Annotated in this window: 11 protein-coding genes; 7 read left to right on the forward strand and 4 right to left on the reverse strand. The window is 47.8% G+C overall.

Annotated elements, in window-relative coordinates; translation table 11 throughout:
• Window positions 1-131 precede the first annotated feature (131 nt).
• Entirely contained in the window at window positions 132-5,867 is a 5,736-nt protein-coding gene (locus ACFPK9_RS09050; protein ID WP_377094539.1) for a tandem-95 repeat protein, read from the forward strand.
• Between the two features lie 44 nt (window positions 5,868-5,911).
• Here the strand turns inward: ACFPK9_RS09050 and ACFPK9_RS09055 are convergent, their stop codons facing one another.
• Together ACFPK9_RS09055 and ACFPK9_RS09060 are read right to left on the reverse strand one after the other, a co-directional pair.
• On the reverse strand, window positions 5,912-6,574 hold the full coding sequence (locus ACFPK9_RS09055; RefSeq protein WP_377094541.1) for a response regulator: 663 nt from the start codon (window positions 6,572-6,574) through the stop codon (window positions 5,912-5,914).
• Window position 6,575: 1 nt separating this feature from the next.
• Window positions 6,576-8,570, reverse strand: a complete 1,995-nt coding sequence (locus ACFPK9_RS09060; protein ID WP_377094542.1) for a hypothetical protein — start codon at window positions 8,568-8,570, stop codon at window positions 6,576-6,578.
• A 222-nt stretch (window positions 8,571-8,792) separates the two neighbouring features.
• On the opposite strand from ACFPK9_RS09060, the gene ACFPK9_RS09065 reads away from it, so the two are divergent.
• The 6 genes from ACFPK9_RS09065 to ACFPK9_RS09090 all read left to right on the forward strand — a co-directional run bounded on the left by ACFPK9_RS09065 (window position 8,793) and on the right by ACFPK9_RS09090 (window position 13,362).
• Complete coding sequence (locus ACFPK9_RS09065; protein ID WP_377094543.1) at window positions 8,793-9,470, forward strand: DNRLRE domain-containing protein; 678 nt, start codon at window positions 8,793-8,795, stop codon at window positions 9,468-9,470.
• A 131-nt stretch (window positions 9,471-9,601) separates the two neighbouring features.
• Window positions 9,602-10,234 carry a 5-oxoprolinase subunit B family protein gene (locus tag ACFPK9_RS09070; protein WP_377094544.1) on the forward strand — a complete coding sequence of 211 codons (633 nt, stop codon included), beginning with the start codon at window positions 9,602-9,604 and terminating at the stop codon, window positions 10,232-10,234.
• The gene (locus tag ACFPK9_RS09075; protein WP_377094545.1) at window positions 10,231-11,127 is read left to right on the forward strand and encodes a 5-oxoprolinase subunit C family protein; all 897 of its coding nucleotides are present in this window, start codon (window positions 10,231-10,233) and stop codon (window positions 11,125-11,127) included. Before ACFPK9_RS09070 ends, ACFPK9_RS09075 begins: the two co-directional genes overlap by 4 nt.
• Window positions 11,128-11,141: 14 nt before the next feature.
• Window positions 11,142-11,876 (forward strand): LamB/YcsF family protein, encoded by a 735-nt coding sequence (locus ACFPK9_RS09080; RefSeq protein ID WP_377094546.1) that lies wholly within the window; start codon window positions 11,142-11,144, stop codon window positions 11,874-11,876.
• Between the two features lie 10 nt (window positions 11,877-11,886).
• Entirely contained in the window at window positions 11,887-12,615 is a 729-nt protein-coding gene (locus tag ACFPK9_RS09085) for a DUF2071 domain-containing protein (protein WP_377094547.1), read from the forward strand.
• Window positions 12,616-12,765: 150 nt separating this feature from the next.
• A complete protein-coding gene (locus ACFPK9_RS09090) occupies window positions 12,766-13,362 on the forward strand; it encodes an HNH endonuclease (RefSeq protein WP_377094548.1) in 597 nt (198 codons plus the stop codon).
• A 9-nt stretch (window positions 13,363-13,371) separates the two neighbouring features.
• Here the strand turns inward: ACFPK9_RS09090 and ACFPK9_RS09095 are convergent, their stop codons facing one another.
• Together ACFPK9_RS09095 and ACFPK9_RS09100 are read right to left on the reverse strand one after the other, a co-directional pair.
• A complete protein-coding gene (locus tag ACFPK9_RS09095; RefSeq protein ID WP_377094549.1) occupies window positions 13,372-13,902 on the reverse strand; it encodes an NADPH-dependent FMN reductase in 531 nt (176 codons plus the stop codon).
• 73 nt (window positions 13,903-13,975) lie between these two features.
• Complete coding sequence (locus ACFPK9_RS09100) at window positions 13,976-16,738, reverse strand: hypothetical protein (RefSeq protein ID WP_377094550.1); 2,763 nt, start codon at window positions 16,736-16,738, stop codon at window positions 13,976-13,978.
• Window positions 16,739-16,763: the final 25 nt, after the last annotated feature.

Genomic DNA, 16,763 nt, shown 5'->3' on the forward strand with positions numbered 1-16,763 from the left:
CTAACATATGGCCGAAACATCCGAGTCTTCTTGACTCAACTATACAATTCTCTACCTTCGCTAGAATCGCAGATCCGACTCGTCTTATTTATATTTGCGATAAATATAAGAAATCCACTCACTCTACACACATGATATCAGTCAGTTCGTGCATTCTATGCACTACCCTATTCGTTACAGTCACAGCACAAGCGGAGGTGCTTGCCGCTTATGATTTTAATGCCAATACTTCCGACTTGAGCGAAGTAACCATTGCATCTTCAAAGGTCACAGTGAGTACCTTAAGTTCACCAATGAATATCGATTTCGTCACCACGCTTGGCGACAACAGTGGGCTCGATGCTGATGGAAATGCTCTTGGCGACACAAGCACATTAGGAACCATTGGTATCAGTGTCGACGATGCCACCACTAATAGCTTTGAAAGCGCAGTATCTGGCAATGATTACCTTTCATTCACCGTCACTCCCAATTTTGGCCAAACACTCAATCTCAGCAGCCTTTCATTCAAGGCAATTAAAAAAAATGGAAACTCGGTAGATGAATATGCTGTGACTGATGCTCTGGGAAATCCAATCGGCTCAACAGCTACGATTACCTCCATCGGCGACACAACTACCTACGAGGGCATCAATGTCGACCTAACAGATGCTCAATTTCAAAACCTCACCGAGCCCACTGAATTGCGCATTTACGCATGGGGTCGAGGAACCAGTAACACAAGTGGCACGCTAGCCATGCTAGATAAGGTCGTCTTAAATGGATCCATCGGAGACACGGTGCTTGTCGCCTATGATTTCGACGCTGGCACAAGTGCTGCCACAGAAGTTGTCCCAGGTCTCAGCGCGAGCCAACTCTCATCACCAATGGCTATTTCTTTTCCAACAAATGTAGGTGATAACACGGGTGACGATGGCTTCGGTGTTGCATTCACCAATGCGAGCACACTCGGTTGCGTCGGCATAGGGGTGAACGATGCTACTACGAATTCCTTCGAAAATGCGGTAGCTGGAAATGATTATGTTACCTTCACCGTCACACCAGATGCTGGTGTGGGGATGCAGCTCTCTGGTATCGCATTTAAAGCAACCAAAAAAGCCTCCACCTCAGTAGATGAGTACGCTATCACCGACGCAGCTGGCAATCTCATCGGTAGCCCCTCGTCGATCACTAATGTAGTAGGACTCACCGGTAGTTACGATGCAGTGACTGCTGACCTTACTGGCACTGACTACGAGTACCTCACCGAGCCCACAGAATTCCGCATCTACGCATGGGGACGTGAGACCTCAACTACTGCCAATACCCTAGCCGCCATTGACAACATCACACTACACGGCCGTACCCTCACTGTCGGTTCGAACTATCATGTATCTGTCAATGGCGACGATACAAACCCGGGCACCGAAGCTGAACCATTTGCCAGTATTCAACACGCCGTAGACCAACTAAAGCCTAACAGCACATTGTATATTGGAGGTGGCACTTATCATGAAACGATCAACCTTGCTGGAATCGCAGGAGAAAAAGGCTTCCCGATCACTATCAAAGCAAAAGATGGTGAGCAAGTAGTGCTCGACGGAACCGTAAAAATCACACCAACTTGGCAACAGGATGTAGGAAATGTCTACAAGGCAACTGTCTCTCAAGACGTAACCCAACTGTTTGTCGATGGTGAATTAATGACACTCGCTCGTTATCCTAACGCACTCTCATTTTCTGATTCCGTTTGGCGCGGTAGCCTACTTGCGCAAGATGCGGGATCGACCAATGGTAATCTGATCGACTCAGCTCTCTCGAGTACTGGGATTTCCTACGATGACTGTGTAGCCGTGATGACACTAGGTGCGCATATTACCTACGCTCGACTGGTAGAAAATCACACAGCTGGAACAGATACTTTTTCTTACGACAATGTGAGTATCTATAAGCAAGATACCAGCCCATATTTCTTCGAAGGAGGGCTCAACAATGCTGACCGTAAGCTGCTAGATACAGCACAAGAATGGTCTTATGACGAATCAACCGATACACTTTACCTCTGGGCTGACGATGGCCAAGACCCTACAGGCCGCCAGTTTTTCATCAAAGATAAAGTCTACTCCCTCACAGGAGATGCCGACACGAAGCATCTAGTGATCGATGGCATCGACTTCTTCGCCTCCACGTTTCACTTCGAATCTTCCGATCATATCACCATTCAGAATAGCGACTCCAAATACCACGTATCATCACGTCGCTCACTCGGCGATGTCGTTAGACCACTCACCGCGCACTTTAATGGCTCCACCGCAGACCTATGTGAAAATGTGACAATCTATAACTGCACCTTTGAAAAAGCAGATGGAGCGGCGCTCTGGGGAGATAACATGGAAAACATGCTCATCGAAAATAACCTCTTCCAGGAAATCGATTACGCGTGTGTATCACCAGATAAAGGCGATCCGAATGTGCCATTCACCCAGACTCAAGCCGTTCTAACTATCACAGGAGCTCGCGATTTAATGTATCGCCGAAATTCAATCATTACTGCCGGTAGTGGCCAAGGTATCATCACCACACTCTACAACGAGTTTGAAGGTCGCCCCACTACTTACGAATACAACTACCACACCGATTGTGCACGCCGCGAACAAGATGGTGCTGCATTCCAGACACCACTCGAACAAGTCATTGGCTGTGTCGCACGCAATAACTGGATGCTAGATAACTGGCAGCGTGACTTCCGCTGGGATGGAGATAACAACCCACTTAGAGGAGTCTATGCTAACTTTTATCGTAACGTACTCATGTCAAACCGTATAAAGACAGTCGCGGTTTCCGATGGAGCACATCTCAAAGGAGACTACCACGAGAACTACAACAACACAGCTATATACAATTGGTCTGGTCTGGCAATTGGAGCAGGCAATGGTGGCAATGCGAATACCATCAGTAAAAATAATGCTGCCGACCTCTATAACGACGCAGGAGGGCTCCCCACAGGAATCGAGTCCAACAACTTTGCTGGCTCAGAAAACCCAACCAGTATGCGCGCGCTTTTACGCGACCCTGATAACCATGACTTCAGACCACGCGCAGGTCAGTTAGATGCCAATGGCGACGAATACCTCATTGATAAAGGGGCGACTGTGAACCTCACTAGAGAATCCATTTCCAGTTTTGGAGATCTCACAAACACTACCTTATTAGAGACTATTGATGTCACTGCAGGCTACCTCGGCAGCGCTCCAGACATCGGTGCATATGAATATGGTGACAATCATTACTGGCTCCCAGGGCGCCAAGATGAACAGGCCTCCGTGCCTGTTCCACGTGCTAACGGCCAATACGTAGTTCTTGATACCGACTTGATGTATCTCATCGGCCTCAATGGTGTCAGCGCGAATATTTATTTCGGGACTGATCCAAATGCGCTCCAGTTTCTGACTAATAAAGTCGCAGCAGAAAACATCGTGACTCTCTCAGAATTTGTCACAGTTGAGGATAATACTACTTATTATTGGCGCGTAGACACAGTCCTAGAAGACAGTTCCGTTGTCACAGGCGATGTCTGGTCGTTTACCACCATGATCGCTCGTGAACATCTAGCTTGGGCAAACCGCACAATTTCAGGTGGAGCCAATTGGTCACAAGCAGCTACAAATAATCCAATAGGTTATAACAACAGCGGTACTAGCCACTCCAATAGTGCCATTATATACTCTACTAACGCATATCGTTCGAATGGAGGCTTTAAACTCACTGTTGGATATACCACTGGATCCATTGCTTCAGACAATGCCCATATGCTTAGTTTTGGTCTCGTCAGCGACGACACTGATCCGACCACATACTCGGGTGGAAACCCATTTTTTAATCAAAGTAATGTCTACAGCCTAGGCGTAAACATCGTTGCTAATGGAGGTGGCGCAGCCCAAGGCCTCAACTTCACCGATGGCTCAGCACTCACAGTATTAGATAAGTCTGGTGACAATGTGCAATTTGATGAAAGCAGCCAATTCGAAACGCGTGAGTCCCACATAGTAGAAATCGAAATCGAGCCCAATGGCGTATGGAGTTATTCCATCAATGGCATTGAAGAAGCATCCGGCGTCATCGCTGGCGGCTTTGATCTCAGCAAATCTTACCATGTCGTTGCCTATGCTCGAGACGATAATGGCGGTGGAAAAGCGATCCAGCACATGAGTTTAGAATACAATGCCGCCCCTGAGGCCAATGAAGTAAGTCAGTCACTCGACGAGGATAACTCGACCATGGTCACACTCTTAGGAACTGATCCCGAAGGTGACAGCCTCAGCTATACGGTTCAAACTCAGCCATATAACGGCTCGCTCAGTGGCACATTCCCTAACCTGAGCTACACACCAAATGCGAACTTCCACGGTTCAGATTCATTCACCTACACAGTCAATGATGGCACTTCTGAAAGCTACCCAGCAACTGTAAACCTCACAGTCCATCCCGTGAATGACGCCCCTGTGGCCAATTCACAATCTGCGTCGATGGATGAAGATACGACATTAGCGGTAGAACTCACTGGCGATGATCTCGATGGAGATAACCTTAGCTTCCTCGTCATTTCTAACCCAGCACATGGCACTCTCAGCGGAACTGCACCCCATTTGATCTATACGCCGAATGAAAATTTCCATGGATCTGATTCCTTCAATTACACTGCTAATGACGGACTAACAGATAGCGTAAACGCTACCGTCAGTATCACTATCAATGCGGTGAATGACCCTCCAGTTGCTAGCACTTCAACAGCAAGTGTCAATGAAGACAGCTCTGTATCGATCACCCTTAGCGGTTCTGATATAGAAGGTGACAGCATAAGCTTCTCTCTTTCCTCCAACCCCATCAGTGGCACCTTAACAGGCACTATCCCACATTTAACGTACACACCATCTGCCAACTTCAATGGTTCTGACTCCTTTAGCTACATTGTAGACGACGGAACCGAGCAAACCACTGCTACTGTAAGTATCACCGTAAATGCAGTGAACGATGCCCCCCTCTTCGACAGCCTACCACTCGATGAAATCATTCTAGCCAACAATGTCTTCAATAGCTCACTCAGCGGCACCGCTAGTGACATCGACGGTGACACACTCAACTACACCGCTCTCAGTGGCCCGAGCTGGCTCACAGTCGCAACAGACGGCTCACTCAGCGGCACACCTACCTTCGCTGACAAAGGGGAAAACATCTGGAATATTCAAGTCTCTGATGGTAATGGCGGAACAGATTCCATAAACCTCACCATCACAGTCATTCCTGAAATACTCGCCGGCTATGATTTCGACGCTGGCTCCAGTACTGCGACAGTCGTTGCATCTGGTCTCAGTGCCAGCACCTTCACCTCGCCAATGGACATTTCTTTACCAACGGCATCAGGAGACAACACTGGGTTGAATGCACACGATGTAGAATTTGGAAGTCCATCTACACTAGGCTCTGTCGGGATTCAGGTCATTGACGCCACCACTACTAGCTTTTCCAATGCCTACGCTGGGGCTGATTATGTGAGCTTCACCCTGACTCCTGATCCAGGAAAATATTTACAACTCACCACACTAACATTCCTAGCTGCAAAGAAAAAAACGACTAGCGTTGACGAATACGCAGTCACTGACGCGGCCGGGAACCTTATCGGTGGAGAATTCCAAGTAACCAGCGTTTACAGCCCACTCGAAGGTGCATTTGATGGAGTAATAGTCGACCTAACAGACAGTACTCTGGAAAATATCACTACCGCCACCGAAATACGTATCTACGCATGGGGGCGCGGCACGACAAAGACTTCAAACACCATTGCCGCCATCGACAAAGTCACCGCCCACGGAACTGTAGTAGATGAATAATTTGTACCCGTCCCACACACAATTCCATCTAGTAAATCACATGCTCAATCGAGGTTAAAAATACCCTTTTTAAATGCTTGGGCAACGGCTGAAGGAGCGTTTTGCACATCAAGTTTTTCGTATATATGCTTGATGTGAAACGCTACCGTATTGCGACTCACACTTAACTCTGCAGCAATCTCTTTTTGCTCTAACCCTTCACTGATAAGTGTAAGAACCTGAAGTTCCTTATCTGTTAGGAAACTTGTTTCCTCTTTTTTTAATGGCTTATGCTCTAGGGTTTTCAATATAAATTGAGCCACTTTAGGATCTAGCGAGGCTCCACCGCCCATAACCGTATGGATAGCCTCTTTAATTTCTTTATTCGAAGCTGATTTTAATAAGTAACCAGACGCTCCTAACGCTATAGACCCTAGCACATCAGCTTCTTTATCTGATTGCGTAAGAATGATGACCTTTGCATCAGGTAAAGACTGCCGGAAATAAGGCAAAGCTTCCAAGCCGCTCATCCCAGGTAAGTTCAAATCGAGTAATACCACATCAACAGTAGGTGAAGGAGGGTCGTCCCGTAGCGTGCGTAATGCAATTTCGGCAGTACCAAACTGACACAATAGCTTCATTACCGAAGCTCGATTCAGAGCACGCTTAATCACATTGCGATAACTTTCATTATCTTCGATAAGTATAATTGAAATTTCTTCGCCCATATTATTTTCCTAGCTTAATTAAACCTAACAACTTGGATTGGTACTTCAGTATCACTGTTGTACCGCCTCCATCAGTCTCTTCTATCGATACTTTCTCGCCCAATAAACGTGCGCGCCGTCTGAGTGAAGGAGGAACTTGAGAAAGCCCCCCTTTCCCATTATCTGCTACACTCAATTGAATCCCATTCCGAAGGCTACTAAGGCGAGTAGTGACTCTACTTGCCCCAGAATGTCGAATGATATTTATCAAGCATTCTTTGTAAAAAAGGTACACATCCATTTTTATTCTCCGTGGTAAGTTCTTCAGTGAAATACTTTCATCAATATATGCTACATGTTCCAAGTCTACCAACACATGCTGAGCTACTAATTTCATCTCACTCAGCACGTTCTCATCTTCTCCAGACTCTCCTAGTATATTCATACAATAACGTACTGAATCACTTGTTTTCTGAGATACGTCACGAATTTCACCCACTATTTCAGATAATTCTTTAAATTCTTCGCGAGATTCGACTTCTTCGATTTCATCATTAGCGAGATCACCAAGGAGACCTATTGCATGCAGGTTTGCCCCCAACTCATCATGTAAATTTGCGGCTATACGTTCACGCATCTGATACGCTGCACGTTGTCTAATATTCTTCCCTATCAGCACCAATATAATGGTGCCAGCGATCAAGAACGCCACAATCCAGTACATCAGATTCAAGTTCTTCCGCTGTCGAATGTATCGACGGTTCAGCTCCGCGAGAACTAAGGGACGCTCCACCTCTAATTCATGCCTCCGAGCCAATTGCCCCATCCACTCTCTCAATGGTAATATATCTCCATAGTAATTCCTACCATCGGTGACTTGCCCCAATCGAGATGCACGTATTGGAAATCCTGTAACATCTACAGATTTTCCAAGAGCCACATTTTTACCAAATGAGAGAACTTCGATTTCGGCAAACCCTGCGTTAAATTTTCTGTTATTGAATGCGGCATTAGGCTGAAATTTTAAAAGATCAAACCGCAAATAACGGCATCTAGTTAGAGGGAAACGTCGGCTAATAATGGGCCCAACATCGTAAATCGATTTTTGCTCGTATTCGAACAGCTCAACTCCATCACTAAAATCAGCTGAATTTGCCGCAACCACACGTATATGAGGCGGAGTCGAATGATCACTCGGTACAGCCTCAGGAACTGTGTGACTGAGATCTACAGTATGTAAATTGATCTGATTAATAGCTTGAGCCTCCCCGAGATCAATCAGCATGGCGGCCTGTTGATCCTCGTCATCACTACGTAAAATAAGTGCCTGACTTTTGTCACCATGCGAGGAATCCATGAGGTATGGAACAAAAGAATCTACGAGAAATCGTTCATGACGAGATTCATTTCTACGTAAAGATGTCTCAAAGCTAACCTCCTGATGAAGTGCCACATTTTCCAAACCACTGAAAATCATAAGTTCCGAAAGCTGGAAGGCATATCGACCATCCCACCCGCGTTCTGACAGCCCAGTAACATCGACCCTAACCCACGAAGCCCAAATTGGATCGAAATCGATCACCAGTGGCGCTAGGCGTGGTAATTGTTTACCCCTCGAAGAAAATCGTGCGATTTCTACTTCACCACCCTCAGCTCCCACAGCAACTGTAAAATCGCTAGGAAAGCCCTCTGCTCTCAAACCTAACTTTGTATTACGCCATATCATTGGCACCAACACAATCTGATCAATTCGAAATTCTCCGCCCAGATCAACACGCACCCATTCTTGGTTCTGCGGCTCATTATGTGGAGCTGACTTGTAACCAACAGCGCCTGTCCCACTGCGTAAACTATAACTCGCAAGCTGCTCAAGCTCTCTGTCGATCAACTCCAGCTTCTTTTCTAGAGTTGCTATTGAAAAAGAATCCCACTGAGCTCCGAATAGCATCGGAGCCCAAATAAGCTGATAAATTGCCACTAGCACTAGTGCTAAAAATACTCTCGGAATACCCTTCACGGCTCAGAATCTACCGCCTGCCTCTCCATATCACCACTCTTCTTTTGAGATCCACAAGGAGTAGGTAAATCGAAAATTCATTAAGAAAAAAACCGGCTGACACTACACACCTGTGTGGGGACAGATTCACTAGAACCATGTACCATCATCTGAATTTTGGGAACTCATATTCATTCAGCACCAAGTTGAACTCCCCATCATTGAACTCAACAAATCACATTCATGGAAAAAATACTATCCACTGCTGCCGCGCTATTGATCGCCAATGCTGCTCATGCGGCAGTCATCACGACATACGTAGACACCACAGGCATCGGTACTGCCAGCGACTCAGATTTCACCATTGCAAACAATGCTCAAGACACCCTGATCGACACCGCTACTCTCCAAGCTGGTGTTCCAGGTAATAAAACTGGCACAGCACGCTACCGTAGCTTTCTCCAGTTTGATCTCAGCGCAGTTTTCGCTGATCCTGATAATGTAAGTAATGCAACCTTCCGCATCTACCGTACTGATAGCAATGGCGGAGCTTATAAATGGGGTTCGGCCACACTCTACGCCTTAGACGCAGCATTCGATCCAGCTTCTGGAAGTCAAACTGACTACGCTCAGTTAACAGGTACTGTTATCGGTGATATACTCCTTTCCACTGATGGCACGAATCAATGGTTCGAAGTGGACGTAACCTCGGTCGTTCAAAACTGGAAAAATGACCAATCGACTCACTTCGGTTTCGCCATTCAAGCAGCTGAAGGGTCATCAAATACTGCTAAGCTATTTGACTCAGCTACAGGTACCAACGCTCCCGAACTAGTAGTCACCACTGCGGTGCCAGAACCAAGTGCCACAGCACTTCTTGGCCTCGCTGGAATGACTCTTATTTTGCGCCGCCGCAAGTAAAGACGAATAGCATTTAGCTAGAGAGAACATTTTAAAACCTGGCACCTTCATCGGTGTCGGGTTTTTTATTTCTTACCAGCTCCTCTGCTTTTCGCTTGAGAAATTCCTCAGAGACCGAACAGTGTTGGAGAGTGAAACTGAGCTACCAACTCCTACATTACGGCCTCGGTGATTGGCTACTGAGCTTTGACACATCCGATTGTGTCCAAGCGCTAACCTGCCTTCAAAAAAATCTCAGTATAACACATATCTGCGAGACGGTAGTAGGCTACGAAAGCCTCCTCATCCGTACCGATGGTAATATCGAAGAGCACGCGTTAAAACAACAAATCGACACCTGCCTATCTAGCAGCAGCTCCACCACTCTCCTACCGACACACCATGACATCCCTGTCCTCTACAATGGCCCAGACCTGCAAGAAGTCGCTCAGTTAACCAATATCAGTGAACGGGACATCATTGAACTCCACAGCGCACCACTCTACACCGTGCGCTTTCTAGGCTTCTCCCCAGGCTTCGCCTACCTCGACGGTCTCGACCCCAAACTCCATCTTCCACGCCGCTCTTCACCGCGCCCGAAAATGGCTGCAGGAGCCGTTGCCATCGGCGCAGCCCACGCAGGCATTTACAGCATCCCAAGCCCAGGCGGCTGGAACTGGCTTGGCAACACAGATCATTCACTCTTTGATAAACATGGCTCAGACGCATCAGCCTTCACCCTTCGCCCTGGAGACACGCTTCGCTTCAACCCACTCAGCGCATGACAATTGCCATTGTTAGGAAAATTGGAGCCGGTATCAGCTTCCAAGATCAAGGGAGAGTGGATGCAAATAGCTGGCTCAACTACGGTGTAGCACCTGCTGGCACCATGGATGCATACGCAGCCCAAGCCGCCAACACCCTCGTCCACAACCTCCCGACCGATACCGTACTTGAAATCGCACTCGGAGGTGCAGAAATCGAAATCACCGCCAATTGCTGGCTCGCCCACACCGGCGGCTGTGCCTGTCCAGAGCTTCCTCGCAACACTGCCCGCTTTGTTAAAAAAGGAGAAACTCTCCGTTTCAATCCCAACCCTCACGGCGTCTGGTCCTACCTTGCCATCGCCGGCGGCTGGCAAGCAGCTCAATATTTTGGCAGCAGCTCGCGCCACCAACGCTCCGACCTTGGACAAGACATCACTGTAGACTCAGAACTCAGAGCAAACACCTCCCAGCCCCCTGCAAGCTCATGTGCTGACAGCCGATTCCTCCCCCTTGCCAAACAGCGTGACTACTCCAGTCCTCCACCTCTTCGTCTCATCAAAGGTCCGCATGCCAATCTTTTTAAAGAACAGGACTGGCTCCATCTCCTGCGAACCGAGTGGATAGTCAGCCCTCGCTCCGACCGAACTGGCTATCGCCTAACAGGATCTAACACTTTATCTCACAACCACAGTATCTATAGTACTCCCACACTCGTCGGCTCAGTACAGATTCCACCCAATGGCGAACCCATCGTCACCCTCAACGATGGCCCCACCGTTGGCGGCTACCCCATTCTAGCCCGCGTTCACCCAGACGACCTCTCATGGCTCGTCCAACAACACGCCCACCAAAAGATCCATTTCAACGAGTGGCGCGGTCACTCAATTTCACCTAAAATTTCACACCTCTAACAAAACACTTTTCTATGCCCGAAATCTTCCTCAACTGTGACCTCGGCGAGTGGGAATCCCCCGCTCAAACCGCCTCCCTCATGCCCTACCTCCACATGGCCAACATCGCCTGCGGCGGCCACGCCGGCTCCACCGACACCATCGCCCATTGCCAGCAGTTAGCCGAATCCCAGAAACCCATTGCCGTCAGCGCCGGCGCCCACCCAGGTGTCGCTGATACCGACGGATCACGCGGCCGCACTCTCCCAGACCATTTTTCCGTCGACAATTTCACATCGCTGTTAGAAATTCAAATTCAGCGTTACATCCACGCTGCCGACCTCAACCACATCAAACTCCACGGCGCCCTCTACCACCTCACCGAATCAGACGAAACCTTCCGCCAAGCCTTTCTCGAGTTTGTCCGAAATCGCTGCCTCATCTCCATCGTTTGCCTCGCAGGAGGAGAAGTCGCCCAGGCTGCCGAAGAACGCGGAATGCCCATCCTGCCAGAAATCTTTCTCGACCGCCATTACCAAGCCAACGGTCAGCTGCTAGAACGCTCCCATCCAGACGCGCTCATCACCGATGCCAACCTCATCGTCGACCGGCTCGAGCAACTCAAGCACACCCATACCCTCACCGCCCACGATGGCACGATCATTCACTTCCCGAATCACTACGACTGCCTCACCGCCTGCGTCCACTCCGACTCACCTAACAGCCTTGAAATTCTCAAAGCCGCCAGAGAATACCTAGAGCGTCCATAGAACTCCCACCATGAAAATCCCCATTATCACCGGGAGCATTCGCAGACGCATCCTCCTCAATTACCGAGTCGACCCAGATGTCATACAAAACCTTCTCCCGCCGCCTTTTTCACCAAAGCTCATTCATGGAAAAGCAATCGCCGGAATTTGCCTCATTCGCCTAGAACACATCCGCCCCAAAGGCCTCCCCGCCCTCATCGGTATCTCGAGTGAGAACTCAGCCCACCGCATCGCCGTAACCTGGCAAGACCCCAACGGAAACACCCAAGAAGGAGTCTATGTTCCCCGCAGAGACACCGACTCGATGCTCAATTCACTCGCGGGTGGGCGCCTATTCCCAGGAGTCCACCACCATTCCAGCTTCGACGTTTCCTCGACAGAAAATACCATCAAGTTGACGATTCAGCCAACTGACACCAGCACTCCCCTAGTAAAAATGGATGTCACCAAATCCCAACAATTTCCTCGCTCCTCAATCTTTCGCTCCATCACTGAGGCATCAAAATTTTTCGAAGCTGGCAACATCGGCTACTCCGCTCGGCCCGATGGCAAAAAGCTCGACGGCCTATTTCTCAACATCCGCGACTGGAAAGTTTCTTCATTGGAAACTCTCCATCTGGAATCCTCATATTACAACGACCAGTCTATCTTCCCCCAAGGATCCATAGAATTTGACCACGCCTTGCTGATGGAAAACATCCACCATGAATGGCACTCTGAAGCACCTATGTACCTCTAACAATCACGGCCACCCACACGTAACAAACTGAATGTAAATAGTCAGTAATCTGGCTAAGTTACAATATTTTCACCACTTTTTCGCATTTCAAGATTGCAGAATTTTTACGATCCCTCTACTAGTTTAGATAAGTGAAATAGTTGTAATCCAATGAATATAAACTCTATCCACGAAAAATGCGTCCTCGTGTTGAACCGTCAATGGCAGGCGATCTCGATTATCTCACCCGCGGACGCCTTCGCCCACCTGGCCACCGACAACGCTAATGCTCTCGACATCGAGAACTCTGAGCGAATGCAACCCACCCCCTTGAGCGATTGGATGAAGCTCCCCATTAGACCCAGAGACAGAAAGATTGGCACCTCAAATGGTGCCATTCGCGTTCCTACGGTCATCGTTTTACGCGACTTCTCCAAAGTCCCCATCTTCCGTCCAAAGTTCTGCATCAAAAACCTCTGGATGCGCGACGGCGGCCGCTGCCAGTATTCTGGTCGTGTCCTCCGGCCGAGCGAAGCCAGCATCGATCACGTCATCCCCCAGTCCCGCGGCGGCGCCACCTCCTGGGAGAACTGCGTGCTCGCCGAACGCCGGCTCAACTCCGACAAAGGTGACCGCACTCCTGACGAAGCCGGCCTTAAGCTCATCAAACGCCCGATCACTCCACCGCCCGTTCCGATCACCCTCACCCTCAAAAACCACCTCAACATCCCCGACTGGGAACACTTCCTCATCCCCAGCGCCGCCTAAGGCAGCATCCTAACAAGCGGACGCGGAGGAACCCACTTGAATTTCTGACAAATCATCCACCAAGGTTTGGATGCGTTCTAGCAGTGCAGTATCAAGCTCTCCGTTTTCTAACCAGCTTGAGGGAGAGGCGTAGACATAGCGTGGACAAATCACCGAGCGGAAATCCAGCATCAGATGATTAGCGAAGCCCATCACCGACATGTAGCTATTCTCGCCACCCGCTGCGCAGAGGAAGCCCACCACTTTCTTGCTTAGCGCTCGCCCCACCAGCTCGATCACATTCTTAGCCGCCGCATTCACATCATAGCAATAAATCGGCACCGCAAACACCACGTGGCTCGCACGTTCGATTGCCTGCTTTAGCTGAGCAGCCTCCTCTGAACTCCACGCTTCCTCGGTCCCAGCCAGCGGCAAAGAAAGCTCTCTCAAATCAACCAACTCGGAGCTCACCGTTCCCAATTCTCTCTGAAAAATACGCGCGAGTTGCTGTGATTTAGAATCTCCATTCAAACTCGTGGCTATAATCGTGACGTGTTCCATGGGGATACACTAACTACGCAACAGCAGTCCTAACAAGAGCCTCTCGACTACTACTAATTAGTAGCCAAACTTCTTAGTTCTCCATTGCTTCTAGAAGATCCAGAGCTTTCTTCTTTGCCCCATTCCAATCACCTGAATCAAAATATTGTACGACGCCATGTTGGTCGATTACACAATACGTCGGGGCCGCCCTCGGTTGAAAAGTGCAGCGTGTGGGGTGCAATTTTGACTCAAAAGCAATCGGCATGTTATATTCCAGATTACGCTTTTTCTGATTTGCTAAAAAATCCAAGAATTCATCCTGGCGGATATGGCTATGCAGGAGGATTAACTCGAGGTCTCGACCCTTATTCTCCTTCCAGAATTTCTCGATTTTAGGAAGGTTCGACACACATGGCCCACAAGAGATATTCCAAAAATCGATAATACGAACCTTCCCATGATTGGTCGCAGCGTAAGACCGAGAGTTGATCCAATGCTCGGCTTCGACTTCAGGTGCTTTTTTACCAATCCAATTATGGTTCTCAGGCAAGCTCTCATAATCAACTCTAGCTTCCTTGATGAACTCGAAGACTTCTCCATCCAAACCTGTCTTTGTCCTCACTGTCAGAGGCTCTTTATCACTCAATGAACGTTTCAACTTAATATCCAACCAACCTGGATAGAGTCCTTTCATATGAAACAATCCTTCCTTATCTGTGGTGACTTCAAGCCTCGGTTGGTGTATCTCAGAAACTTCTACAACTATTCCACTGAGCGGCCTCCCATCAGCATCCACCACTTTGCCTTTCACTGATTCAGACGGAGCATCCAGCTTCGACTGCAATACAACATCAGTCTCTCCTGCATTCACCCATTTACCTGCAATTTCTCGGTATGACTTGTACTTTGTATCCCGAGCAGAAACATAGACCTTACCTTCTACAAATTTATCTAATTCAAAACTACCATCCACCTCTGATCGTAAGTGGTGACCATGTTGATTCTTACCTCTGCTTTCAATAATAGCAGCAAGTGGTTTGCCATTGCGGTCGATAACCCTTCCTGAAACCTTCAAGCTCCCTTCTCCTTGCATAACAATATCACCAAGCTCATACGACTGCCCAACGCTCAAAACCGGCAATGTGTACCAATTTGGCTTAAAACCATTCTTTTGGCATTCCACTCGTGCTTTCAAATCTGGAAATACTCTTGGTAATGTGAACTTCCCCTCAGTATCTGTCTTCGCTTCTGGTGCAGCTTCGTCACCCTGATAGTAACCCACTAGATTATATCTAATCAATACATCTGATAGTGCTTTCCCTTTTCCGTCTACAAGTCGTCCTGTCAGGCTCGCCTTAGGCTTCACTTCAATTTGATACTCATGTCCTCGCTCAACCTTTTTCACAGCAGAAATCAGATCTTCAGTCATTGCGAAAACTCCAAGCCAATCTTTACCATTTCTACTACCTACATAGAAACGGAACGAGCCAGAGCTATCCGTCTTGGTTGAAGGAAAACTATGACCCCAATCCCTTCCCGCTCCTTTGACTAAAGCGTCAGCAACCGCATTCCCCTCTTGGTCAACCACCTTTCCAGTTACAAAGTGTGAATCAAGTTTGGGTTCCATTTCAAAATCATGCAGTATGCTACCTCTTGATTTGGCATCCATTGTAAGATGCTCTATTGAGGAATGGTCGTACTTATCTAATCTTGCACCAGTATAGAGTATATGCCTACCCATTGGAACTCGCACTGCGTACGACCCATCAGTCTTAAAATCCACTCTGCGTAACTGAACTGGAGAAAGTTGTGGCATAGGGGCCACACTTACTACTGCATTTTGAACAGATAACTTTTTCCCACTTGCTTTATCGCGCACACAGCCTTGCACGAGTGTACCTTCTTCAAGGCGTATGTCATGCCCTGTAGAGATCTCACCTTCATTGAGGCTAATGCTCAACAATGGAGCCACATAGTTCACCTGCATTTTCTCACTCAACTCAGCCTTCAATGAATAGCTATTCGAGCGCAATTGACCAATTTCATAAACACCATCCTCGGTAGTTATAGTCGTTCCCCCACAACCATCATATTTTGGCTGGTAATTAGTCAGACAACTCACTTCCACTCCTGAAATTGGATTACCATCCATACCAATTACTTTACCCACAATTTTTGCAGCCGGAAGCAATGTCACTTGCTGCAGGGCTGCTTTAGTTTGCAACATATACTTGTAGCTTTTTCGCCCCGCTAACTTGGCAAATCGTGGGTCGTTATGGTTAAGGTACACAAAGCTTCCCTTGGGTAAACCCGAGTACTTTAGCTCCCCATTCTTATCGGAAACCTTCGATAAAGAAGATGTGTGATCTTCCATCATAAGGAAGTGGCTATTACGATAATTTGCGTTGAGAGTCTCTGCTAGAAAGAGGTACGCTAATGAGAATTTCAATCCTCTTACAGGGTTCCCATCAGAATCTACAAACCTAAGACTCAGGGTCTCACTATTCTCTCTCAATCTTAGTTCCTCTGTAGCTTCCCATTTATATTGCTTGAAAAAATTAAGACCGAATTCATCTGACTCCACCAAAATTGTATAACAATCCCTTTCCTCTTTTAGAGCAGCTGGTCGATCAAACGAAAATTTCCCAAGTATATCACTTTTACCGGCTGTGATTTTCTCTTGAGTCGTAGAACCGTATGCAGATCGATACACAAACACGTCTACACCTATAGCAGGCTTACCCTCTGGACCGAGCAATTGGAGTACTTGCTCAGCAGCCACCAAGTGACCTTGAAATAAGGACAAGAAAACAATGTAAAATACGAGGCTACCCAAACGACTAAAACGAGACATGTCTAGTCTTTAGCCTTTTACCTAA

It is taken from the genome of Rubritalea spongiae (genome assembly GCF_042652385.1).
Lineage (GTDB): Bacteria > Verrucomicrobiota > Verrucomicrobiia > Verrucomicrobiales > Akkermansiaceae > Rubritalea > Rubritalea spongiae.